Source organism: Micromonospora sp. WMMA1976 (assembly GCF_027497335.1).
Lineage (GTDB): Bacteria > Actinomycetota > Actinomycetes > Mycobacteriales > Micromonosporaceae > Micromonospora > Micromonospora aurantiaca.
The window spans coordinates 3,748,313-3,770,317 of record NZ_CP114912.1; the positions used below are offsets into that span (position 1 = coordinate 3,748,313).

22 protein-coding genes are annotated in these 22,005 nt (G+C 74.0%); 17 read left to right on the top strand and 5 right to left on the bottom strand.

The window, feature by feature from the left end:
- Window positions 1-72: 72 nt before the first annotated feature.
- Together O7546_RS17405 and O7546_RS17410 are read right to left on the bottom strand one after the other, a co-directional pair.
- Window positions 73-450, bottom strand: a complete 378-nt coding sequence (locus O7546_RS17405) for an iron-sulfur cluster assembly protein (protein WP_194799013.1) — start codon at window positions 448-450, stop codon at window positions 73-75.
- Window positions 447-1,556: an amidohydrolase family protein gene (locus O7546_RS17410; protein ID WP_281599455.1), complete on the bottom strand. Its 1,110-nt coding sequence runs from the start codon at window positions 1,554-1,556 to the stop codon at window positions 447-449. Before O7546_RS17410 ends, O7546_RS17405 begins: the two co-directional genes overlap by 4 nt.
- Before the next feature lie 336 nt (window positions 1,557-1,892).
- Between O7546_RS17410 and O7546_RS17415 the strand changes: the two genes are divergently transcribed.
- The 6 genes from O7546_RS17415 to O7546_RS17440 all read left to right on the top strand — a co-directional run bounded on the left by O7546_RS17415 (window position 1,893) and on the right by O7546_RS17440 (window position 7,609).
- Window positions 1,893-2,738 (top strand): ATP-binding cassette domain-containing protein, encoded by an 846-nt coding sequence (locus tag O7546_RS17415; protein ID WP_194799011.1) that lies wholly within the window; start codon window positions 1,893-1,895, stop codon window positions 2,736-2,738.
- A gap of 44 nt (window positions 2,739-2,782) precedes the next feature.
- On the top strand, window positions 2,783-3,892 hold the full coding sequence (locus O7546_RS17420) for a substrate-binding domain-containing protein (RefSeq protein WP_281599458.1): 1,110 nt from the start codon (window positions 2,783-2,785) through the stop codon (window positions 3,890-3,892).
- A gap of 61 nt (window positions 3,893-3,953) precedes the next feature.
- Window positions 3,954-4,880 (top strand): ABC transporter permease, encoded by a 927-nt coding sequence (locus O7546_RS17425; RefSeq protein ID WP_194799009.1) that lies wholly within the window; start codon window positions 3,954-3,956, stop codon window positions 4,878-4,880.
- Complete coding sequence (locus O7546_RS17430) at window positions 4,877-5,896, top strand: ABC transporter permease (protein WP_194799008.1); 1,020 nt, start codon at window positions 4,877-4,879, stop codon at window positions 5,894-5,896. Before O7546_RS17425 ends, O7546_RS17430 begins: the two co-directional genes overlap by 4 nt.
- A gap of 46 nt (window positions 5,897-5,942) precedes the next feature.
- Window positions 5,943-7,148 (top strand): CoA transferase, encoded by a 1,206-nt coding sequence (locus O7546_RS17435; RefSeq protein WP_194799007.1) that lies wholly within the window; start codon window positions 5,943-5,945, stop codon window positions 7,146-7,148.
- A gap of 41 nt (window positions 7,149-7,189) precedes the next feature.
- A complete protein-coding gene (locus O7546_RS17440) occupies window positions 7,190-7,609 on the top strand; it encodes a heme-binding protein (protein WP_194799006.1) in 420 nt (139 codons plus the stop codon).
- A gap of 53 nt (window positions 7,610-7,662) precedes the next feature.
- On the opposite strand, the gene O7546_RS17445 is transcribed toward O7546_RS17440, so the two are convergent.
- Together O7546_RS17445 and O7546_RS17450 are read right to left on the bottom strand one after the other, a co-directional pair.
- Window positions 7,663-8,292 (bottom strand): enoyl-CoA hydratase-related protein, encoded by a 630-nt coding sequence (locus tag O7546_RS17445; RefSeq protein ID WP_194799005.1) that lies wholly within the window; start codon window positions 8,290-8,292, stop codon window positions 7,663-7,665.
- A 9-nt stretch (window positions 8,293-8,301) separates the two neighbouring features.
- Entirely contained in the window at window positions 8,302-9,069 is a 768-nt protein-coding gene (locus O7546_RS17450) for an enoyl-CoA hydratase-related protein (protein ID WP_281599462.1), read from the bottom strand.
- Between the two features lie 216 nt (window positions 9,070-9,285).
- On the opposite strand from O7546_RS17450, the gene O7546_RS17455 reads away from it, so the two are divergent.
- The 11 genes from O7546_RS17455 to O7546_RS17505 are packed head-to-tail and all read left to right on the top strand — an operon-like array spanning window position 9,286 to window position 21,017.
- Window positions 9,286-10,440, top strand: coding sequence for an acyl-CoA dehydrogenase family protein (locus O7546_RS17455; RefSeq protein WP_194799003.1), 1,155 nt, complete (start codon window positions 9,286-9,288; stop codon window positions 10,438-10,440).
- Window positions 10,437-11,270, top strand: a complete 834-nt coding sequence (locus O7546_RS17460) for a cyclase family protein (protein ID WP_194799002.1) — start codon at window positions 10,437-10,439, stop codon at window positions 11,268-11,270. Before O7546_RS17455 ends, O7546_RS17460 begins: the two co-directional genes overlap by 4 nt.
- The gene (locus tag O7546_RS17465; RefSeq protein ID WP_194799001.1) at window positions 11,267-11,905 is read left to right on the top strand and encodes a TetR/AcrR family transcriptional regulator; all 639 of its coding nucleotides are present in this window, start codon (window positions 11,267-11,269) and stop codon (window positions 11,903-11,905) included. The genes O7546_RS17460 and O7546_RS17465 overlap by 4 nt, the downstream gene beginning before the upstream one ends.
- Entirely contained in the window at window positions 11,902-13,236 is a 1,335-nt protein-coding gene (locus O7546_RS17470; protein WP_194799000.1) for an AMP-binding protein, read from the top strand. Before O7546_RS17465 ends, O7546_RS17470 begins: the two co-directional genes overlap by 4 nt.
- Window positions 13,236-14,402: a thiolase family protein gene (locus tag O7546_RS17475; RefSeq protein ID WP_194798999.1), complete on the top strand. Its 1,167-nt coding sequence runs from the start codon at window positions 13,236-13,238 to the stop codon at window positions 14,400-14,402. Before O7546_RS17470 ends, O7546_RS17475 begins: the two co-directional genes overlap by 1 nt.
- Complete coding sequence (locus O7546_RS17480; protein ID WP_281599467.1) at window positions 14,399-15,802, top strand: 3-hydroxyacyl-CoA dehydrogenase NAD-binding domain-containing protein; 1,404 nt, start codon at window positions 14,399-14,401, stop codon at window positions 15,800-15,802. Before O7546_RS17475 ends, O7546_RS17480 begins: the two co-directional genes overlap by 4 nt.
- Entirely contained in the window at window positions 15,799-16,644 is an 846-nt protein-coding gene (locus tag O7546_RS17485; RefSeq protein ID WP_281599469.1) for an SDR family oxidoreductase, read from the top strand. The genes O7546_RS17480 and O7546_RS17485 overlap by 4 nt, the downstream gene beginning before the upstream one ends.
- Window positions 16,641-17,435 carry a CoA-transferase gene (locus tag O7546_RS17490; RefSeq protein ID WP_281599471.1) on the top strand — a complete coding sequence of 265 codons (795 nt, stop codon included), beginning with the start codon at window positions 16,641-16,643 and terminating at the stop codon, window positions 17,433-17,435. The genes O7546_RS17485 and O7546_RS17490 overlap by 4 nt, the downstream gene beginning before the upstream one ends.
- Window positions 17,432-18,160: a co-chaperone HscB gene (locus O7546_RS17495; RefSeq protein ID WP_194798995.1), complete on the top strand. Its 729-nt coding sequence runs from the start codon at window positions 17,432-17,434 to the stop codon at window positions 18,158-18,160. The genes O7546_RS17490 and O7546_RS17495 overlap by 4 nt, the downstream gene beginning before the upstream one ends.
- Window positions 18,157-20,271: an acyl-CoA dehydrogenase family protein gene (locus O7546_RS17500; RefSeq protein WP_281599473.1), complete on the top strand. Its 2,115-nt coding sequence runs from the start codon at window positions 18,157-18,159 to the stop codon at window positions 20,269-20,271. Before O7546_RS17495 ends, O7546_RS17500 begins: the two co-directional genes overlap by 4 nt.
- Window positions 20,268-21,017 carry an enoyl-CoA hydratase gene (locus tag O7546_RS17505; RefSeq protein WP_194798993.1) on the top strand — a complete coding sequence of 250 codons (750 nt, stop codon included), beginning with the start codon at window positions 20,268-20,270 and terminating at the stop codon, window positions 21,015-21,017. Before O7546_RS17500 ends, O7546_RS17505 begins: the two co-directional genes overlap by 4 nt.
- A 69-nt stretch (window positions 21,018-21,086) precedes the next feature.
- Here O7546_RS17505 and O7546_RS17510 read toward each other — a convergent pair whose 3' ends face one another.
- The gene (locus tag O7546_RS17510; RefSeq protein ID WP_194798992.1) at window positions 21,087-21,986 is read right to left on the bottom strand and encodes an ROK family protein; all 900 of its coding nucleotides are present in this window, start codon (window positions 21,984-21,986) and stop codon (window positions 21,087-21,089) included.
- Window positions 21,987-22,005: the final 19 nt, after the last annotated feature.

Consider the following 22,005-nt stretch of genomic DNA (forward strand, 5'->3'; position numbering starts at 1 on the left):
CGAGGGAGGCGCATTCGCCCCGACCGGGCGGAGAAATTGTATTTTTCCGACGTGGAGCTCTCGGGGTACGCGTCAGCGGACGGGTGCTGCGGAACGCCCGATGCGCAGGATCGCGCGGCCGTGCTCGGTCATCAGCGCCTCGGACCAGCCGGTGCTGTCGCCCCACTCGACCTCGACGTCGTCGACCTCCGGCGCCACCCGTCCGACCTCCCGGCGCACGCTCTGCTCGAAGAACGGCGTGTACATGCAGAACGGACCGGTGGTGATCAGGTCGAGCGTCACCCGCAGCCGGCCGTCCGGCTCCCGGTGCGCCCGCACGTCGCGGACCAGCCCCATGTCGACGATGCCCACCCGCCGGCCGACGCCCAGCCCGCAGGGGTCGTACACGGCGTTGCACGCGGTCAGCAGCCGGGACCGCAGGTCGGCGGCGACCGGGTCGACGCCGTTCACGCGGCCAGCCGTTCCCGGTGCAGCGCCCAGGGCCGGGGCGCGTGCGCGAGGTAGTCCTCGCGACGCCGGGCCAGGTCGTCCCCGGCGACCGCCGCGCGGACCGCGCTCTCGTCCAGGCCGTGCAGGCGCAGCGCGTTGCCGCCCATCAGCTTGGCGAGCACCTCCGGGGTGAACTCCGGGAAGCCCCACCCCTCGACCAGGTCCCGGGGCATCTCGAACGTCGTCAGCGCCTCGATGATCGGCTGCGGGTGCGCGGACGGCACGCCGGTGGCGAACATGATGCGATCCGTGCCGCCGTGCATCATGAGCATGCCGACGATCTCGGCGAACCGGCGCGGCTTGCGCACGATCATGTTCGACACCGACTCGATCGTCGCCCAGATGTTCGGGTGCGTCCGCAGTTGCAGCGCGCAGTCCTCCAGGAACGCCCAGCCGCTGTGCACCACCTCGAACGTCAGGTCCGGGAAGGCGATCGCCGCGCAGGTCACGTCGTCGACGTGGTTGAGCACCCGCGGACCGGCTCCGGCCGGCACCGCCTTGTGCGCGCCGATGTGCCGGACGCCGAGGTCGAGCGCCTTCTGCAGGTAGGGGAACGCCAGCTCGCGGTCGTCGAGCAGCATCAGCTTCGAGGAGTTCACCTCCGGGTCGATCAGCCCGTTCGTCGGATAGAACTTGAACCCGTCGATGTCGTCCTCTTCGGCGCGCTGCTGCATCAGGTCCAGCTCGGCGGGACCGCGCAGCGGGTCCACCGGCGCGAACAGCAGCACCCGGTCCGGGTACCGCCGCTTCAGCTCGCGGCCCAGCTCGTACGGCGAGGCGCCGCCGTCGAAGAACCCGTCGATCTCCACGCCGTGGTAGATCATCACATCGACGGCGCTCTCCACGAACACGATGTCCGCCAGCTCCTCGGCGGTCCAGCCGGCGGTGAACTCGTCCCGCGTCATGAGGTAGCCGGGCGCCGGCGACTCGACCGAGGTGTGGCCGATGCGGTACAGCGCGTTCACCATGCCGTCGTACGCGGCCTGGGAGCAGTGCGGCGCCCGGTTCCCGGGCCGGAAGTCGTACCCGTGGACGACACCGTCCACCACGACCATCCCATTGATCATGTCAACTCCGTTCTCCTGTCGACGGGGGCGTGACGAGCGGTGGACGGGCGCGGCCGGTCACCGCGCCGGCCGCCCGTCGCGGCAGTGCGCGGCATGTGATCGCGGCCACCATCGGCCCGAGAATGTACACAACATAGGGGCGCAGGTCGGAGCGGTCAAGACGGTCTCGTCGTCGGTGCATGGGGCGAGCCCGCACCTCCACCGGCATCCTCACCTCGGAGTTTTCCCGATTTTCTCGACACGTCGGGTCGAATACGACTCGACGGTGAGCGCTGCGGCCATTGGCCTGCCGCAGATCCTTGACAGTGATTGCATACATTGCTTGACTCTCTCGCCATGACAGAGCAGGCAGCGGCAGTCTCTCGTACCGGGGACGTCGAGCGCCGCCGGGACGAGGTCCCATCCCCCACCACCACACCGGTCCTGCAGGCGCGCGGCATCGCCCGCAGCTTCGGTGCCGTACGGGCCCTGCGCGACGCGTCGCTGACGTTGCGGCGGGGCGAGGTCATGGCGCTGATGGGCGACAACGGCGCCGGCAAGTCGACGCTGGTGAAGACGCTCGCCGGCGTGGTCACGCCGGACCGCGGCGAGATCCTGGTCGACGGCGCGCCCCGCCGCTTCGCCGGTCCCGCCGACGCGCTCGACGCCGGCATCGAGACCGTCTACCAGGACCTGTCGCTGATCGACTCGATGAGCGCGGCGGAGAACGTCTTCCTGGGCCGGGAACCACTGGGCCGCGGCCCGATGTCCCGGCTGCTGCGCCTGGTGGACCGCCGCGCGATGGCGGAGCGGACGCAGCAGGCCGTCGACCGCATCGGTGCCCGGCTGCCCTCGCTGTCCTCGCACGTGTCCTCGATGTCCGGCGGACAGCGCCAGGCGCTCGCCGTCGCGCGGGCGACCATGTGGGGCCGCAACATCGTGATGCTCGACGAGCCGACCGCGGCGCTCGGCGTCACCGAGTCCGGGCACGTCCTGGAGATCATCACCGCGCTCAAGCAGCAGGACGTCGCGGTGCTGATGATCTCGCACAACCTCGAACACGTCTTCCGCGTCGCGGACCGGGTCACGGTCATGCGACAGGGACGCACTGCCGGCGAGCTGACCACCGCCGAGGCGTCCTCCGGCGACATCGTCGCCCTGATCACCGGTGCGGCGCCCGCCGTGCCGGTGCCCGAGTCATGACACCGGCCACACCGGCCGAAGCAAGCCCGAGAGAAGGGATCAGAGTGAGACGCAGATCGTTCGCGAGCGCCGCGCTCGTCGTCGCGCTGGGCATGACGGCGACGGCCTGTTCCACCGAGGGGGCCGCCCCGGCGGCCCCCGCGGAGGGCAAGGCGCTGGAGGCCAAGGACGTCCGGATCGGGTTCGCCAACTTCGCCGAGCCGGCCAGCCCCGTGCTCGGGGCCATCGACGTCGGCATGCGCAAGGAGGCCGAGAAGCGCGGGTGGGAGATCCTCGTGCTCAACAACGACCGGGACGGGCCGACCGCGGTGGCGAACGCCGAGACCATGGTCTCCCGCGGCGTCACCCACGTCGTGGAGTTCCAGGGCGATGGCAAGGTCGCGCCGCAGATCATGGACATCTTCAACAAGGCCGGCATCCCGGTCATCGCGATCGACATCGCCCACCCGGGCGCGCACTTCTTCGGGATCAACAACGTCGAGTCGGGACGGCTGTCCGGCCGGGCCGGCGGGACGTACGCGAAGGAGAAGTGGGGCTGCAAGCCGGACCTCGTGACGGTGCTGGAGAACGAGGAGTCCGGTGACGTGGCGCTGCTGCGCACCGAGGGCATCCTCAAGGGACTCAAGGAGGTCTGCCCGGACATCGACGGCGTCATCACCCGGCGCAACTCGCCGACGACGCCGGACGGCGCCCAGGGCGTCGCCCGCGACATCCTGGTCTCCAAGCCCGACGCGAAGAAGATCCTGGCGCTCGGCGGCAACGACAACATGATCATCGGCACCATCAACGCCGCGGAGCAGCTCAGCCGCGCCGGTGAGATCTACGGCTACGGCCTCGGCGCCGACCTCATGCTGTTCGGTGTCGACACGCCGGGACTCGGCGGCTCGACCGCGTTCTGGTACGAGGGCTACGCCAAGCAGATCTACACGATCCTCGACCGGATGGTCGGCGGCGAGAAGCTCCCCGTGGTCGACTCGCCGAAGGATCCGAACGCGCTGTTCAACCCGGTCTGCGCGTTCCCGAAGGACGCCGTGTCGTCCATCCCGCCGCTCAAGGAGCGGATCGACGCGCTCTACGCCAAGGACGCCCCGGCCAAGTCTGCCGCCGAGCAGTACTGTCCCGCGGGCACCGAGACGTACGGGCTCGGCAAGTGAGCACCTGACCATGTCCGTGTCTGCCCCGCAGGCAGCCGTCCGGCGGAGCACGGGTCTTCCCGTGCTCCGCCGCCACGGCGCCACACTCGCCCTGGCCGTGCTCTGGGTGGCGCTGGTGCTGGCCACCGCCGTGAAGTCGCCGGCCTTCCTGTCCCACCAGACCGTCATCGCGGTGGCCTTCAACATGGCGTTCATCGGCGTCCTGGTCGTCGGCGTCAGCCTGGTGATGCTCAGCGGCGCCGAGTTCGACCTGTCCGTCGGCGTGACGGCGGTGGCCGCCGCGCTGATCGCCGCCCAACTGCTGACCGACGGCGCGCCGTTCGCCCTCGTGCTGGTCGCGGCGCTGGTGTTCGGCACGCTCATCGGCGTCGTCAACGCGGTGCTGATCGTGCGCGTGCGCATCCACCCCATCGTCGCCACCCTCGGCACGATGTTCCTGGTCAGCGGCACCACCCGGCTGTTCATCGAGTTCGTGCCGATCCCGCGCGACAGCTTCCTGCGCCGGCACGTCGCCGGCGACCTGTTCGGCGTACCCCGGGTCTTCTGGGTCATGGTGGTGCTGCTCGCCGCCGTCGCGTTCGTGGCCGGCCGCACCCGCCTGGGCCGGCACCTCGTCGCGGTCGGCGGCAACCGGCAGGCCGCGCTCGTGCGCGGGCTGCGGCCGGACCGGATCCAGGCCGGCGCGCTGGTGTTCTGCGGCCTGGTCGCCGGCCTGGCCGGGCTGGTCCTCGCGTCCCAGGGCGACATCGTCCAGTCCACGCTGACCCCCGGTACCGAGTTCCGGGTGATCTCGATCCTGCTGCTCGGCGGGATGGCGCTCACCGGCGGCCGGGGCAGCTTCCTCGGCGTCGCCGCCGCGCTGCTGCTGCTCAACACGCTGCCCACAGCGATCGTCACCTGGGGCGTCTCGTCCAGCTGGCAGCCGGTCGTCGAGGGAGTCGTGCTCGCGGTCGCGCTCGCCGTCAACAGCGTCAGGAGCGCACCATGACGACCACCGGTACCCGGCCCGGATGGACCGCGCTGCTCAGCCGCCCGTCCACCACGAGCGTGCTGCTGTTCGTGGTCGCCGTGGCCGCCGCGCTGAGCTTCGCGCCCGACTTCGCCACCCGCGCCAACATCTCCAGCATGCTCGGCGACCTGCTCGCCCCGGCGATCGTCCTGCTCGCGGCGAGCCTGGCGATGACCGGCGGCGTCGCCGACCTGAGCGTGGGCTCGGTCCTCGGCCTCGGCGCCGTCGTCTACGCCACCGTCTACACCGTCTCCGGCTCGTGGCAGATCGGCGTGCTCGCCGCTCTCGGCACCGGGCTGCTGGCCGGACTCACGAACGGCGGCCTCGCGCTGGTGTTCGGCGTCTGGCCGCTGATCGCCACGCTGGGCATGCTCGTCGCCGCCCGCGGCCTCGCGAAGGTGATCAGCGACGGCAGCTCGGTGGCCGCGTACACCCCGGAACTCAGCACCGCGCTGAAGACCACGATCGGGCCGCTGCCGGTTCCGGTCCTGGTGGTGCTGGGGCTCGCCCTGGTGTGCGGCGCGCTGGTCCGCCGGTCCCGCTGGGGAACCCACCTGCGCGCCACCGGCGGCGACGAGGTGGTCGCCGCCCGCGCCGGCATCCGGGCCGGCCGGGTCCGGCTGGCGCTGTTCGTGCTGACCAGCACCGCCGCGGCGGTCGCCGGCTGCATCCAGGTGATGCGCACCGGCGCCTCGGCCGTCACCCTCGGCGAGGGCACCGAACTGTACGTCTACGGCGCGCTGCTGATCGCCGGGTTCCGGCTGGCCGGCGGCGGGCACGGGAACCCGATCACGGCGTTCCTGAGCCTGCTCTCGCTGAGCATCGTGCTGAACATCTTCCGGCTGCGCGGCATGCCGTTGCCGCTGGGCGACATCCTGCTCGGCGTCACGCTGCTCGGCGCGGTGTCGCTCGGCTGGATCCGCCAGCGCACCCAGCGGCACTCCCCCGCGCCGGAACCCGAGCCGGAGGCCCGGCCGCACACCGTGCCGGCCTGACCTCCACCCGCACCACCGGAACGACCGACGAGAGAACAGGGACGACATGAACGACTATGCCCGCGGCCCGCTGTCCGGCTTGCGCGTGATCGAAGCCGGGGTCCTGCTGGCCGGGCCGTTCTGCGGCCAGATCCTCGGCGACCTGGGCGCCGACGTGATCAAACTGGAGGAGCCGGGCCGGGGCGACCCGATGCGCGAGTGGGGACGCGAGCGCCCGTACGGCAAGTCGCTGTGGTTCCCGGTGCTCGGCCGCAACAAGCGCTCGGTCACCCTCAACCTGCGCGTCCCGGAGGGGCAGGAGGTGCTGCGCCGGCTCGCCGCCGAGGCCGACGTCCTGGTGGAGAACTTCCGGCCCGGCACGCTGGAGCGCTGGGGCGTCGGCCCGGACGTGCTGTGGGACATCAACCCGCGGCTGGTGATCGTGCGGGTGTCGGCGTACGGGCAGTCCGGACCGTACGCCGAACGCGCCGGGTACGGCTCGATCGGCGAGGCGATGGGCGGCATCCGCTACACCACTGGTGACCCCGAGTCGCTGCCCAGCCGGGTCGGCATCAGCATCGGCGACTCGCTGGCCGGCACGTTCGCCGCCGTCGGCGCGATGGGCGCGCTGCGGGTGGCCGAGGCGACCGGCCGGGGCCAGATCGTCGACAGCGCCATCTACGAGTCGGTGCTCGCGCTGATGGAGTCGCTGGTGCCGGAGTACGCGATCGGCGGCTACATCCGGGAACGCACCGGCTCGATCCTGCCGAACATCGCGCCGAGCAACGTCTACGTCGCCTCCGACGGCGGCATGGTGGTGATCGCTGCGAACCAGGACACCGTGTTCCGGCGGCTGGCCGAGGCGATGGCGCAGCCGGAACTGGCCACCGACCCGCGGTTCACCGGCCACACCGACCGCGGCCGGCACCAGCGCGAGCTGGACGAGCTGATCGCCAAGTGGTGCGCCGGATACGCCGGGGACGAACTGCTGGAACTGCTGCACCGCCACGGCGTCCCCGCCGGCCGGATCTACACCGCCAAGGAGATGCTCACCGACCCGCACTTCACCGCCCGGGAGGCGATCGTCCGGCTGGAGCACCCGGACCTCGGCGAGTTCCCGATGCAGAACGTCGTGCCGAAGCTGACCGCGACGCCCGGCGGCATCCGCCGGGTCGGGCCCGAGCTGGGCGAACACACCGACGAGGTGCTCCGCGACGTCGCCGGACTCGACGGCGACGAGATCTCCCGCCTGCGCGCCGCGGGCGTCGTCTGAGCCCTGGCCCACCCCACCCACCACCACGGAAGGAACCTCTCATGGACAACTTCACCAAGACGTCGGTCACGATCGGCGCCGCCCAGCGGATCCTCGCCGCCGCGATCGCCAAGGCCGAGCAGATGACACTGCCCTGCGTCATCGCCGTCGTCGACGAGAGCGGCGTGCTGAAGGCGTTCGCCCGGATGGACGGCGCCGCGCTGCTGTCGGTGCAGGTCGCGCAGGACAAGGCGTACACGGCGGCGGGCTTCGGCATGCCCACCGACGGCTGGTACGACTTCATCAAGGACGACGCGCCGCTGGCCACCGGTGCGACCACCGGCATCGACCGGCTCGTCGTCTTCGGCGGCGGCTACCCGATCACCGCCGACGGCGCGGTGATCGGCGGCATCGGGGTCAGCGGCGGCCACTACACGCAGGACATGGAGGTCGCGCGCGCCGGCCTGGAGGCCGTGGCCTGATGCGCCGGCACCGGACTCGGGGGACCGCCGCAGCGGCGGTCCCCCGCCCCGGTTCACCCGACGCCGGCCAGCCAGGACTCGTAGTCCAGCGCGGCGGTCAGCTCCGGCCGGTCCCGGCCGCGCAGCGCGCGGGCCAGCGCGGACGCCGTGCCCGCGCCGATCGCGCCGACCCGTGCGGCGAGCGCGGCCCCGGCGTCCGGGTCGGCGGACACGGACCCGACCAGGCCGTGCCGCAGCGCCTCCTCGGCGTCGAGCGTGGCGCCGGTCCAGGCCAGGTGTGCCAGCACGCCGGTGCCGGCGACACCGGCGAGCAGCCGTCCGGCGCCGCCGGCCAGGAACGCCGCGGGCGAGCCGGTGCCGAACGTGGCGGTGGGCGCGGCGACGCGCAGGTCCGCCGCGAGCGCCAGGCCGAGCCCGAGGCCGCGTACCGCGCCGTCGACGTGGACGATCACCGGGCCGGGCGCTGCGTGCATCCGCAGCACCAGCTCGTGCAGCTGTCCGCGTACCACCGGCTGGGCCAGGTCGTCCGGCTCGTGCCGCCAGGCGTCGCCCTCCACGCGGATCAGCAGCGGCTCCCCCGGCGTACGGGCGTGGCGCTTGAGCGCGTCGAGCAGGTCGGCGCGGGCGGCCGGGCCGAGCCGTTCGCCGGCGCCCGGGTCGGTGGCCTCGTGTACCTGCGTCACGTGTCTCTCCTATCTGCCGGTGAAGCGGGCCGGACGCTTCTCCAGGAACGCGTCGATGCCCTCGATGTGGTCGTCGGTGGACAGCAGCGTCAGCAGCAGCGAACGCTCGTGGGCGAGGCCGGCGGTCAGGCCGACCTCCTCGGCGGTACGCAGGGCCTGCTTGCCGAGGCGGGCCGCGACCGGGCTGCGGGCGGCGATCGAGGCGGCCAGCGCGATCCCCGCCTCGACCACCCGTTCGGCGGGCACCACCTGGCTGACCAGGCCCATCCGCTGCGCGGTCCAGGCGTCCACCAGCTGGCCACCCAGCACCAGTTCGGCGGCCCGGAACCGGCCGGCGACACGCGCCCAGCGCTGGGTGCCGCCGGCGCCGGGGATGATGCCGAGGTTGATCTCCGGCTGGCCGAACACGGCGGAGTCGGCGGCGACCACCGCGTCACACGTCATGGCCAGCTCACACCCGCCACCCAGGACGTATCCGGCGACCGCGGCGACGGCCGGCTTGCCGAAGCGGGCGAACCGGTTCCAGCACTCCAGCCGCTCGGAGAGCAGGTAGTCGGCCGGGGACGTCCGGCGCAGTTCGCGGATGTCGGCGCCGGCGGCGAACAGCCGCGGGCCGCCGGTCAGTACCAGCACCCGTACCTCCGGGTCGGCCTCGGCCCGGTCCATCGCCGCGGCGAGCGCGCGCAGGACGTCGGCGCTGAGCGCGTTGCGTGTCTGCGGCCGGTCGATGGTGGCGACCGCCACCGCGTCGTGTACCGCGTAACCGACGGGTTCCACGGATCACCTCCCTGTCGTCCGCATCAGGCGAACATACCCACGGGTATGTCGTCAAGATCCGCGCTGCCGTCGCAGGATGCCCGGCTTTACAAGGGAAAACAGCATCCGGGATGCGCTTGACACCGACAACAAGCACCGCCTAGACATCTCGACATACGCAACGGTATGGCGCGGCGCGCAACGACCGGCCCGCGCCGGAGAACCGGGAGGCACCACGTGTCCGTGATCTGGGAGCCACGCCTGGACGACGAGGGACGCCACTGGCGCGACCTCGCCCGGGACGTGGCGGCGCGCCACTTCGCGCCGCTGGCCGAGGAACTCGACAGGGAGCAGCGCTACCCGTGGGAGAGCGTTCGGGTGCTCGTCGAGGAGGGGCTGGCCGGGCTGCTCGTGGAGCGCGAGCACGGCGGGCGGGGCGCGTCGTTCGTCACCGCCTGCGCGGTCATCGAGGAGGTCTCCCGCGCCTGCCCGTCGACCGGCGCGATCCTCACCGCGTACGCGCTGGGCGCCACCCCGCTGGTGCTGGCCGGCACCCCCGAACAGCGCGAGCGCTACCTGGGCGGTCTGGCCCGGGGCGAGGCGATCAGCTTCGCGCTGACCGAGGAGGGCGCCGGCAGCGACGCCGCCCGGATCCGCACCACCGCCGAGCGTGAGGGCGCGGGCTGGCGGCTGCGCGGCGAGAAGATCTACATCGGCAACGGCGGCGCATCGCGGTACTACGTGGTCTTCGCGCTCACCGACCCGCAGGCCGGCACCCGCGGCATCACCGCGTTCCTGGTGGACAAGGACGCCGACGGCGTGGTCATCGACAGGTACGAGGACAAGATGGGCATCCGCGGGACGCTCACCAGCAACCTCAAGCTGGACACCTGGGTGCCCGACGGCGACGTGCTCGGCGACCTCAACCGGGGCATGCGGCTGGCCATGCAGACGCTGTCCGCCGGGCGGATCAGCGTCGCGGCCCAGTCGCTCGGCGTCGCCCTGGCCGGCTTCGACGTCGCGTCGCGGGAGGCGACCCGGCGGGAGACGTTCGGCCGGCCGATCATCGACAACCAGGGCATCTCTTTCCCGCTGGCGGACGTCGCCACCGGCATCACCGCCGCCCGGATGATCACCTTCGAGGCGGCCCGGACGCACCAGGAGGGCGGCGACGTCGGCATCCTCGGCGCGATGGCCAAGCTGTACGCCAGCGAGGTCGCGCACCGCGCGGTCGACACCGCGGTGCAGGTGTTCGGCGGCGACGGCTTCTGCAAGCCCTGCCCGGCCGAGCGGCTCTACCGGGACCAGCGGATCCTGGAGATCTACGAGGGCACCTCGGAGATCCAGCGGCTGGTGCTGGGCCGGGCGATCAAGGCGTCGGTGGCGGCATGAGCGCGCCCTGGCGGCTGCGCGTCGACTGGCCCGCGTCCGGCCCGACCCGGGTGTTCGACCTGGCGCAGCAGATGTACACAGGCATCCCGCACCACCCGAACCACCCGCCGTACAGCTTCACGCTGACCAAGCGGCACGGCGAGATCATGTACCCGGACGGCGTCTCCGCCGCCGCCGAGATGATCACCACGGGCGGGCACGTGGGCACCCACGTCGACGGCCTCGCCCACGTCTCCCGGCTCGGCAAGGTGTACGGCGGCGTGGACGTCACCGCGAGCCAGTCGTACGCCGGCGGGGTGCCGGACGTGTCGGTGCACGAGCTGCCGCCGATGCTGGCGGCCGGTCACCTGGTGGACGCGACAGTCGCGCTCGGCCGGCCGCTGACACCCGCCGACGGCGTCGGCGCGGAGCTGTTCGAGCGCTGGTTCGCCGACCGGCCCCGCCCCCGCCCCGGTGCCGTGGTGCTGGTGCGCACCGGCTGGGACGAGAAGTGGACGGACAACGCCGCGTACCTCGGTGTCGCCACCGGCGCACCCGGCGTGGACGTCAGCGGCGCGCGCTGGCTCACCGACCACGGCGTGGTGGCGGCAGGCGCGGACACCATCGCGTTCGAGCACATGCCCAGCCCCGCGCTCGCGGTGCACTGCCACCTGCTCGTCGACCACGGCGTACCGATCATGGAGGCGATGAACCTCGCGCCGCTGGCTGCCGAGGAGGTCTGGGACTTCTTCTTCATCGCCGCCCCGCTGTCCATCCGCGGCGGCACCGGATCACCGATCCGCCCGCTCGCCGTCGTACCCGACACCACCGCACCGGAGACCACCGCATGACCGCCGACGACGACGCCACCGCGCGCCCGGCCGCCCCCGGCCGGCGGGACATCCTGGAAGCAGCCGCCACCGCGTTCACCCGCAACGGGTACGCGGCCACCACCATCGACGACATCGCCCGCGAGATGGGCGCCACGAAGGGGCGCGTCTACCACTACTACCGGGCGAAGGCGGACGTCTTCCTGGACATCGTCACCACCGGTATGCAGGAGCTGATCGACGGCATCGAACCGATCGCCGGCAACGGCGGCCTCGACCCGGCCACCCGGCTCTGGCGGATGGCGCACCACCACGCCGGGCTGATGATGACCCGCAACTCGTTCCAGCGGGTGGCGATGCGCGCGGTCGAGATGCGCCGCCTCGGTGAGGCCCCGGCCCAGCAGCAGGCGTTGGAGACCGTGATCGCCATGCGCGACCGGTACGAGCAGATCTTCGCCGACGTCATCGACGAGGGCCGGCAGGCCGGGGTGTTCCGCGAGGTGGACAGCCGGCTGGCCACCAAGCCGCTGCTCGGCGCGCTGAACTGGATCAGCCTCTGGTACGACCCGCAGCGCGGCGACTACAACACCCGTCAGCGGCTCGCCGACGAGTACGCCGACTTCATCGTCGGCGGGCTGCGCCGGAGCCCGCGATGACCGGGCCGTTCTCCGCGCGCCACTGGCACGAGGCCGAGACGTGGCCGCGCGAGCGGCTGGCCGCGTACCAGCTCACCCGCCTGAAGGCGCAGCTGTCCTACGTGTACGCTGCCAGCGACTTCTACCGCACCCGGTGGAACGCGCTCGGCTTCCACCCGGGCGACGTCCGGGACCTGGCCGACCTGCGCCGCCTGCCGCTGGTCGGCAAGGCCGACTACGTGGCCGATCTGGCCGCCCACCCGCCGTGGGGCAGCGCCGTCGCCGCGCCGGTGGCCGACCGCCGCCGGGTGCACTTCTCCTCCGGCACCACCTCGAACCCGACCCCGGTGCTGTGGACCGCGCACGACCTGGACCGTTGGGCCGACCTGTACGCGCGGGCCGCGTACAGCCAGGGCGTGCGGGACACCGACGTCTACCAGTGCCTGTTCAGCTACGCCTGGTTCGTCGGCGGGCTCGGCGCCACGGCGGGCTACCAGCGCATCGGCGTGACGCTGCTGCCCGCCGGGTCCGGCGACACCCAGCGTCAGATCGACACCATCTTCCGGTACGGCACCACAGCCGTCGGCGGCACGCCGTCGTTCATGCTGCACCTGGCCGAGACGGCGGAACGGGCCGGCACGCCGCTGCGCGACTCACCGGTGCGGCGGATCCAGGTCGGCGGCGAACCGGGCGCCGGGGTGCCGGCCACCCGCGCGCACATCGAGCAGCGGTGGGGCGCGAAGTGCTTCGACGGCTACGGCAGCCTGGAGTTCCAGCCGATCGCCTGGGAGTGCGAGGAACAGGCCGGCGGCCACCTGGCCGAGGACTTCGCGTACGCCGAGGTGCTCGACCCGTACACCCACGAGCCGGTGCCCGACGGCACCCCCGGCCTGCTGGTGCTCACCCACCTGGACAAGCGGGCGAGCCCGCTGGTGCGGTGGGCGACCGGCGACGTGGTGGTCCGCGACAGCACGGCCTGCCCGTGCGGGCGCACGCTCGCCCGGCTGCCCGGCGGCGTCGTCGGCCGGGCCGACGACATGCTGGTGGTACGCGGGGTCAACCTGTTCCCCTCCGCCGTCGAGCAGGTCGTCCGCGCCACGCCCGGCACCTGCGGCGAATACCTCATCCTCCTCGACGAGGACGTCACCGACCCGGCGACCGGCTACCTCACCGGCATCAAGCTGCGCGTCGAGGTGACCGGGGACGACAAGCGGGTGGCCCGCGAGCTGGCGCACGCCGTGCGCGCCGAGCTGACGGTGCGCGCGGTGGTGGAGACCGTCCCCGAGGGCACGCTGCCGCGCAGCACCCACAAGAGCAAGCGCGTCGTACGCGCCGACCGAGAGGCTCCGTGATGGACAGGCAAGCGTTCCTGGTCGGCGCCGTGCGCACCCCGCACGGCCGGTACGGCGGCGCGCTGCGCGACGTACGGGTGGTGCGCCTGGGCGGGCTGGCCGGCGCCGAGGCGCTGACGCGGGCCGGGGTGCCCGCCGAGGCGGTGGACGAGACGGTGGTCGCCAACTGCCGCCAGGCCGGCAACGGCCCGAACCCGGGTCGGCAGATCTCGCTCGCGGCGGGCGTGCCGGTGCCGGTGCCGGCCCAGACGATCAACATGGCGTGCGCCTCCGGCCTCAAGGCGGTGCAGCTCGCCCACCGGTCGGTGCTGGCCGGCGAGGCCGACGTGGCGCTCGCGGTGGCCGCGGAGAGCATGAGCACGATGCCCTACCTGGCGCCGTACACGCTGCGCTGGGACGGGGTGCGGCGCGGCGACGTCCTGCTCCAGGACGGCTGGCGCGACGGCGGCACCGACCCGATCTGCGGCATGAGCATGGGCGAGACCGCGGAGAAGGTGGCCCGTGAGTTCGGGGTGTCCCGCGCCGACCAGGACGCCTGGTCGGCGCGCAGCCACCAGCGGCTGGCCCGGGCCTGGGAGTCCGGCGCGGCGGCGCGGGAGGTGCTGCCGCTGGACGAGCTGGACCGCGACGAGACGGTACGCCCCGACACCACACCGGACCGGCTCGCCCGGCTGCGTCCGTCCTTCACCGACGGCGGCACGGTCACCGCGGGCAACGCCAGCCAGATGGCCGACGGCGCCGCGGCGGTCGTGGTGGCGAGCGGCGAGGCGGTACGGCGGCACGGGCTGACCCCGCTGGGCCGGATCGTCGGGTTCGCGGCGGTCGGCGTGGACCCGACGATGATGGGCGTCGGACCGGCCGAGGCCATCCCGCTCGCGCTGCGCCGGGCCGGGCTGACCGTCGGCGACGTGGACCTGTTCGAGATCAACGAGGCGTTCGCGGCGCAGATCGTGCAGAACGTCCGCGCGCTCGGCCTGGACGAGGAGCGGGTGAACGTCAACGGCGGCGGAATCGCCCTCGGTCACCCGACCGGCCAGAGCGGCGCCCGGCTGGTCGTCTCGCTGCTGCACGAGCTGGCCCGCCGCGACGGCCGATACGGCGTGGCGAGCCTGTGCGTCGGCGGCGGGCAGGGCATCGCCGCCGTGATCGAGCGGGTGACCCGGTGATCGCCGTCGTGGTCGGCCTGGGCCCGATGGGCCGGGGCATCGCACAGGTCCTCGCCGCGGCGGGGCACACCGTCCGGGTCGTCGACGCCACCGCCGAGCTGGGCCGCGCCGGCCTGGAGCGGATCCGCGCCGACGGCGCGACCGGCGACCTCGACGCCGCCGCCGACGTCGAGACCGCGCTCGCCGGGGCGGACGTGCTGGTCGAGGCGATCCTGGAGGACATGGCAGCCAAGCGCGACCTGCTCGCCCGGGTCGCCGCCGCGGGCGGCCCGGACCTGCTCGTCGCCTCGAACACCTCGTCGCTGAGCGTCAACGAGATGGGCCGCGCGTTCGGCGCCCCGGAACGCCTGCTCGGCCTGCACTTCTTCAACCCGCCCACCCGGATGCGCCTGGTGGAGGTGATCGTCGGCGCGGCCACCGACGCGACGACGGTGCGGCGGGCGCTGGCGCTCGTGGAGTCGCTCGGCAAGACCGCCGTGGTGTGCCGGGACTCGCCGAACTTCATCGTCAACCGGATCTGCCGGCCGCTGTACTACGAGGCGCAGCTCCTCCTGGCGCAGGGCGTCGAGGCGGCGGTGGTGGACGCGGTCGCCCGGGGCGCGCTCGGGCACCCGATGGGACCGCTGCAACTGCTCGACTTCACCGGGCTGCACACCCACCTGGCATCCTCGGAGACCGCGCTGCGCGAGTTCGGCGACCCCCGCTACCGGCCCATCCCCCAGGTGCGCGGCCTGGTCCGGGCCGGCCTGACCGGCAAGGCGGCCGGCCGCGGCTTCTACGACTACGCCACCGAGTCGCCGCGCGACGCCAACGCCCGGGTGGTCCGGCAGCCGGGGCAACCGAACGGCCCGGCAGCCCCCGTGGTCAGCCTCGGCGCGCCGACCCCGCAGCGGGTGTCGGAGCTGGCCGGGCTGGCGGCCCGGCAGAACGTGGTGCTGGACAGCTCGGACGCCGGCTGGGCCGACGTGCTTCCCCCGGAGGTCGGCTGGATCCGGCTGCACCGGCGCGCCGACGACGCCGTGTTCGCCGAGGTCGTCGAGGACCCGGTAGCGGGCATCACCGTCCCCGCCTTCGTCGACCGGCTGCTGGATCACCTCGGCGCGCCGTCGGTGCGGGTGCCGGCGCTGCCCGGCCTGGTCGGCGACCGGCTCGCCCACTGCCTGGTGAACGAGGCGGCCACGGTGGTCGAGGAGGGCACCGCCACCGCCGAGGACGTGGACGTGGCGCTGCGCCTGGCGATGAACCATCCGCGTGGGCCGTTCGAGACGCTGCGGTCCGCCGGGGCGGGGACGGTGTACGAGGCCCTGCGGTCGATGGCTGACGCGTTCGGCGACCCCCGCTACCGGCCGGCGCAACTGCTGCGGCGGCAGGCGATCGGCGAGGCGAGGGCCGCCCGGTGACGCGGGACGACGACAGCGACGTGCGCGTGCTGCGCCCGGGTGTGCTCGCCGGACGGCACGCGGTGGTCACCGGCGCCGGCAGCGGCATCGGCCGGGCGGTGGCGGTACGCCTGGTCGAGCTGGGCGCCCACGTCACCGGACTGGGCCGGCACGCCGACACGCTCGCCGCCACCGGAGAGCTGGCCAACGGCGGCGCGGCCACCGGCGAGGCCGCCGGCGGGGACGGCCGCTACACGTACGCGGTCTGCGACGTCCGCGACCACACCCGTACCGCCGCCACCGTCGCCGAGGTGGGCGACGCCCACGGGATCGACCTGCTGGTGAACAACGCCGGCGGGCAGTTCTTCGCCCCCGCCGCGCGGATCTCGGCGCGCGGCTGGGCCGCGGTGGTCGACCTGAACCTCACCAGCGTCTTCCACCTCACCACCGCCGCGTACCCGTACCTGCGGCGCAGCCGCGGCGCGGTGGTGAACATGTCGCTGTCCGGGGTGGAACGCGGCGGGCAGGGCATGGCGCACGCGGTCGCGGCCCGCGCCGGCGTGCTCGGGCTGACCCGCACGCTGGCCCTGGAGTGGGCCGCCGACGGCATCCGGCTCAACTGCCTCGGGCCGGGTACGGTGCTCACCGCCGCGCTCGACGCGGAGGCGGACCGGCACGTGCGGGACAACCTGGTGGACCGGGCCACGCCGCTGCGCCGCCCGACACGCGCCGAGGAGGTCGCCGAGCTGGTGGCGTTCCTGGCCGGCCCGGCCGCCGCCATGATGACCGGTCAGCTCGTCCAGCTCGACGGAGGCGCGCACCTGGGCCCGGGGCTGCACATGCTGGCGGAGGCGTACCGGTGAGCCGCGCCCTCGCCGACGTCGTGGCCGAGCACGTCGGCCCCGGCCGGCGGGTCTACCTGGGCAACTTCGGCGCGCAACTGTTCGCCGTGGGTCACGAGATGATCCGGCAGCGGATCCGGGACGTGGACGTCGTGATCGCCTCCGGCGGGCTGCTGATGGACCAGCTGCTCGGCGCGGGGGTGCTGCGCTCGGCCACGTACGGCCACTGCTGGAGCCCGGTCGGCCCGGCGCCGGCTTGGAACTTCCGGCGGGCCGCGCAGGACGGCGACGCCCGCGTCACGCTGCACGAGCTGAGCCTCGGGCTGCTCACCGCCGCGCTCACCGCCGGCGCCTGGCGGGTGCCGTTCATGCCGGTGCCGGACCTGCCCGGCACCGGCTACCTGGACGAGGACTGGAGCCGGGGCCGGCTGTCCCGGGTGGACTCGGCGTTCGGGGCGGCCCGGGTGGTCCGGGCCGAGCGGCCCGACGTGGCGTTCGTGCACGTGGACCTGGCTGACGAAGACGGCAACGGGGTGATCCGCGGTCCGCTGGGTGAGGTGCTCGTCGCCGCCCAGGCGGCCCGCCGCACGGTGCTCGTCGCCGAGGAGGTCACCGACGCCGAGACGGTACGCGCCGCCGGGATCAGCATCCCCGGGCTGCTCGTCGACACGGTGGTCGAACACCCCGGCGCGGTACGCCCCGACGGCGCGGTCGGCCGGTACCCGCGGGACGTGCGGGCGTACGAGCGGTACGCCCGCTGCTCGGCCACCGTTGACGGTTTCCGGCGGTGGCTGGCCGAGGAGGTGCGGTGAGCACCGCGGACTTCCTGGTCCGGGCGGCGCGCGAGTTCCGGCGCGGCGGCTGGGTGTTCACCGGCTTCCACTGGCCGGTGCTCGCCGGCCAGTGCGCGTACGCGCTGCCCGGCGAACCGTTCAGCCAGGTCTTCGAGGCCGGCGCCAGTGCGCACCGGCCCGGCGACGACGTGCCGACGAGCACCACCGACTACCCGGCGTACGCCGGCGGGTTCGGCTGGCTGGGCGGCACCGCCGACGTGCTGCTGGCGATGGGACACCGGTTCGACCGGGTGGTGCTCGACGCCGGCAACGTCGACCTGCGCGGCCGGATCAACTCGTCGTACCTGGGCCCCCGGGAGCGGCCCACGGTACGGCTACCAGGTGGCGGCGGCGCGGCCGACATCGCGGCGGCGGCACGGGAACTGGTGCTGCTGCACGGCGCCCGGGATCCGCGCCGGATCGTGCGGGCGGTCGAGCACGTGACCGCCGCGCCCGCGCCGGACGCGCTGGTGCGGCTGCACACCCGGTGGGGCGTGGTGCGGCTGGGCGCCGATCCCCGGCTGGAGGAGGTCACCGCGGACGGCGAGGTGCTGCGCGCCCACCTGGCCGCGCTCGGCGTACCGGTCGACGGCGCGGTGCCCCGGCCGCCGGTCGGCACCGCCGAACGCGCCGCGGCCGTGGACGTGCTGCGGCGGGCCGCCGTACGCGGCTACTCAGTGGCGAAGGGAACGGACAGAGGATGACTGACGACGATCTCGGTGAGCTGCGCCGGCAGGTGCGGAGCCTGGTCGGCGAGTGGCACGACGGCGACCGGTTCCGACCGGTGTGCGACGCGTGGCTGCGCTCGTACGACACGGAGTTCAGCCGCGCGCTGGCGGACCGGGGCTGGATCGGCCTGACCTGGCCGCGCGAGTACGGCGGGCAGGCCCGCTCGAACCGGGCCCGGCTGGTGGTCACCGAGGAGCTGCTGCGCGCCGGGGCGCCGGTGGCCGCACACTGGATCGCGGACCGGCAGATCGGCCCGGCCGTCCTGCGGTACGGCTCCCCCACGCTGCGCGAGCGGTACCTGGCGGCGATCGCCGCCGGGAAGGTGACGTTCTGCCTCGGCATGAGCGAGACCGAGTCCGGCAGCGACCTCGCCTCGGTGCGTACCACCGCCAGCCCGGACGGCGACGGCTGGCGGCTCACCGGCGGCAAGATCTGGACCAGCCACGCCCACCGGTCCACGCACGCGTACGTGCTGTGCCGCACCGGCACCGGCGGCGACCGGCACGAGGGCCTGACCGAGCTGATCGTGGACATGTCCGCGCCCGGCGTGACCGTCCGGCCGATCGTCGACCTGCGCGGCGAGCACCACTTCAACGAGGTCCTCTTCGACGACGTGCACGTGCCCGGCGACCACGTGCTGGGCACCGCCGGCAACGGCTGGACGCAGGTCACCGAGCAGTTGTCCTTCGAGCGCGGCGGGATGGAGCGGGTGCTGAGCACGTACCCGCTGCTGGCCGCCACCGTCGATGCGTGCGCCGCGCGGCGGGACGCGGACGCCGCGCTGGGCGAGGCGCTGGCCCGGCTGGCCGGGCTGCGCGGCCTGGCCTGGCGGATCGCCGGTGAGCTGGACGCCGGGCAGGCCCCGGTGCACGCGGCGGCGGTGCTGAAGGACCTGGGCACCGAGTTCGAGGCCGACGTCAACGAGATCGCCCGTGCCGTGCTCGACGTCGAGCCCGAACCCGACGGCGACGGACCGGCCGGGTTGCTCGCGCAGGGGCTGCTGGCCGCGCCGGGCTTCTCCATCCGCGGCGGCACCACCGAGGTGTTGCGCACCATCATCGCCAAGGGTGCCGCCCGGGCGCCCCGGCACGGCGGCGACGAGCTGCGGGAACTGGCCGACGACGTGCTCGGCGGGCACGGCGGCGACCCGGAGGGCCTGCCCGCGCTCTGGTCCACGGTGCACCGGCTGGGCTGGACCGGCGTGTCGGTGCCGGAGGGCGCGGGCGGCTCGGGCGGCACGCTGACCGACCTGGCGGCGCTCGTACGCGGGCTGGGCCGCCACGGCGTCTCCCTGCCGCTGGCCGAGACCGTGCTGGCCGCCCGGCAGCTCGCCGCCGCCGGTCGCGGCCTGCCCGACGGCGTCGCCACGGTGGTCACCGGCGACGGGCTCGCGGTGACCGGCGGGCGGCTGCGCGGCACCGCCGCCCGCGTGCCGTGGGCCGCCGCCGCGCGGACACTGCTGGTGTACGCGGGCGACGACGCGTTCGTGGTGCCCGCCGACCACCCCGGCGTGCGGGTCACCCCCGGCCGCAACCTGGCCGCCGAGCCACGCGACGACATGACGCTCGACGTGCCGGTCACCGACGGCGTGCGGCTCACCGGCGTCGCGCCCGCCGCGACGGTACGCGCCGAGGCGGCGGTGCTGACCGCCGCCGCGCTCACCGGCGCGCTGGAGACCGCTGTGGAGCACACCCGGCAGCACGTGACGACGCGGGAGCAGTTCGGCCGGCCGCTGCTGGCGTTCCAGGCGGTCGGCCAGACGCTGGCCCGGATGACCGCGCACACGCTGCTGGCCGGCACCGCGCTGGACTCCGCGCTGGCCGGCCCGGACCCGCTGCGGGTGGCCGCCGCGCGGGTGCTCACCGGCCGGGCCGCGACCCTGGTGGCGCGCGGTGCGCACCAACTGCACGGGGCGATGGGCGTGACCCGCGAGCACCCGCTGCACCTGTCCACCCGCAGGCTCTGGTCCTGGCGGGACGAGAACGGCACCCAGCGGTTCTGGGCCGCCACGCTCGGCGCGGCGCTGGTGCCGCGCGGCAGCGCAGGCGTCTGGTCCTGGCTGACCGAGCAGGAGGATGAGTCATGAGCAAAGTGGAACTGCACAACGCGGACGGGCGCTGGACGCTCACGCTGAACGACCCGGACCGGCGCAACGCCATCGACGCGGAGATGCGCGACGCGCTCGGCGACGCGATCGCCGAGGTGGCGGCCGACCGGCACGCCCGCACGCTCGTGGTCACCGGCGCGGGTACGGCCTTCTGCGCCGGCGCCGACCTGCCCGCCATGTTCGGCGAGCCCGGCCGCAGCGTCGCGGAGATCCGCGCCGACCTGCACCGCGTCTACGACAGCTTCCTGCGGGTACTGGCGCTGCCGATCCCGACGATCGCCGCCGTGCAGGGACCGGCGGTGGGCGCCGGGCTGAACCTGGCGCTCGCGTGCGACACCCGGATCGTCGGGCCGAAGGCGAAGCTGATCGCCTCGTTCACGAAGCTCGGCCTGCACCCCGGCGGGGGCTGCACCTGGTTCCTCACCCGGGCGCTCGGCCCGGAACGCGCCCTGCAACTGCTGCTCGACGGCGGGAGCGTGGACGGCCCCGAGGCGGTACGCGTCGGGCTCGCCGCGACGCTCGCGGACGACCCGCTGGCCGCCGCGCACGAGCGCGCCGAACGGTGGGCGGCGCTGGACCCGGCGCTGGCCCGGGACATCAAGACGTCGGTGCGCACCGCGGAGACGGCCGGTTTCGCCGCCGCCCTGGAGTTCGAGTCGTGGGCGCAGGCGTCCTCGGCGACCGGGCCGGCGATCCAGGAGGCGGTAGCCGCGTTCCGCAGGTGATCCGGCCGCACCGGACCGGGCGGGGCGCACCGCTGCGCCCCGCCCGGCGGCGTTCCACGGTGGTGGCGGTCAGACCGCGGCGGGCTGGGCCTCAGTGGCCAGGGCGAGCGCGCCGAGCAGCGCGGCGTCCTGCGCGAAGTCCGACAGCACGACCTCCGGCGGGTACGGCAGCGTGTGCGTGAGCCGTTCGGTCAGCAACTCCCGCACCAGGTCGTTGCCGGCGACGCTGCCGACCAGCACGATCCGCTGCGGGTCGAGCAGCAGGCAGCAGGTGACCAGCTGGCGGGCCAGTTCGTCGACGCGCAGGCGGAGCTGCTCGCGTACCGGGCCGGGCTGCTCCGCGGCGGCGCACAGGCCGGCCGCCCGGCCGTCGACGCCGAGGCGCTGCGCCAGCTCGTCGAGGGCCCGGCCGGAGAACGTCGCCTCCAGCATCGGTTCCAGCCGGGGCGGCCAGCTGAGGTCGGTCAGTCCGTAGGCGATCTCGCCGGCCGCGCCGTGGCGGCCCGGCAGCACCTCGCCGTTCACCGTCACCGCCGCGGCCACCCCGGTGCCGAGCCCGACGACGAGTCCCGGATCGGCGTCGCGCAGCGCACCGAGCCGCAACTCGGCGTGGGCCGCCGCCTTCAGGTCGTTCGTCACCCGCACGTGCGCCAGGTTCAGGTGGGCGCGGACCGCCTCGGCCAGCCGCAACTGCTCCCAGCCGGGCACGTTCGGCGCCAGTTCGATGCCGTCGTCGTGGACGACGCCGGGCGAGGCGATGCCCGCCGCGACGATCGTGCCGCCGGTCTGCTCGGCGAGTTCGCACGCCCGGTCCAGGGCCCGGGAGAGGGCCTGCTGCGCGCCCTGCTCGGCGATCGTGGGCAGGCGCTCGGAGACGAGCAGCCGGCCGTCGGTGTCGCCCACGCCGATGGCCATCTTGGTGCCGCCGAAGTCGATGCCGAGCAGGCGCGGATTTGCCGGTCGTTCCATGGTGATGTCAGATCGCCCT

Coding starts and splice junctions, on each gene's coding strand:
- O7546_RS17505 (WP_194798993.1), top strand. CDS start 20,268: ATGAGCAAAGTGGAACTGCACAACGCGGACGGGCGCTGGACGCTCACG.
- O7546_RS17415 (WP_194799011.1), top strand. CDS start 1,893: ATGACAGAGCAGGCAGCGGCAGTCTCTCGTACCGGGGACGTCGAGCGC.
- O7546_RS17500 (WP_281599473.1), top strand. CDS start 18,157: ATGACTGACGACGATCTCGGTGAGCTGCGCCGGCAGGTGCGGAGCCTG.
- O7546_RS17475 (WP_194798999.1), top strand. CDS start 13,236: ATGGACAGGCAAGCGTTCCTGGTCGGCGCCGTGCGCACCCCGCACGGC.
- O7546_RS17410 (WP_281599455.1), bottom strand. CDS start 1,556: ATGATCAATGGGATGGTCGTGGTGGACGGTGTCGTCCACGGGTACGAC.
- O7546_RS17510 (WP_194798992.1), bottom strand. CDS start 21,986: ATGGAACGACCGGCAAATCCGCGCCTGCTCGGCATCGACTTCGGCGGC.
- O7546_RS17465 (WP_194799001.1), top strand. CDS start 11,267: ATGACCGCCGACGACGACGCCACCGCGCGCCCGGCCGCCCCCGGCCGG.
- O7546_RS17460 (WP_194799002.1), top strand. CDS start 10,437: ATGAGCGCGCCCTGGCGGCTGCGCGTCGACTGGCCCGCGTCCGGCCCG.
- O7546_RS17430 (WP_194799008.1), top strand. CDS start 4,877: ATGACGACCACCGGTACCCGGCCCGGATGGACCGCGCTGCTCAGCCGC.
- O7546_RS17435 (WP_194799007.1), top strand. CDS start 5,943: ATGAACGACTATGCCCGCGGCCCGCTGTCCGGCTTGCGCGTGATCGAA.
- O7546_RS17470 (WP_194799000.1), top strand. CDS start 11,902: ATGACCGGGCCGTTCTCCGCGCGCCACTGGCACGAGGCCGAGACGTGG.
- O7546_RS17440 (WP_194799006.1), top strand. CDS start 7,190: ATGGACAACTTCACCAAGACGTCGGTCACGATCGGCGCCGCCCAGCGG.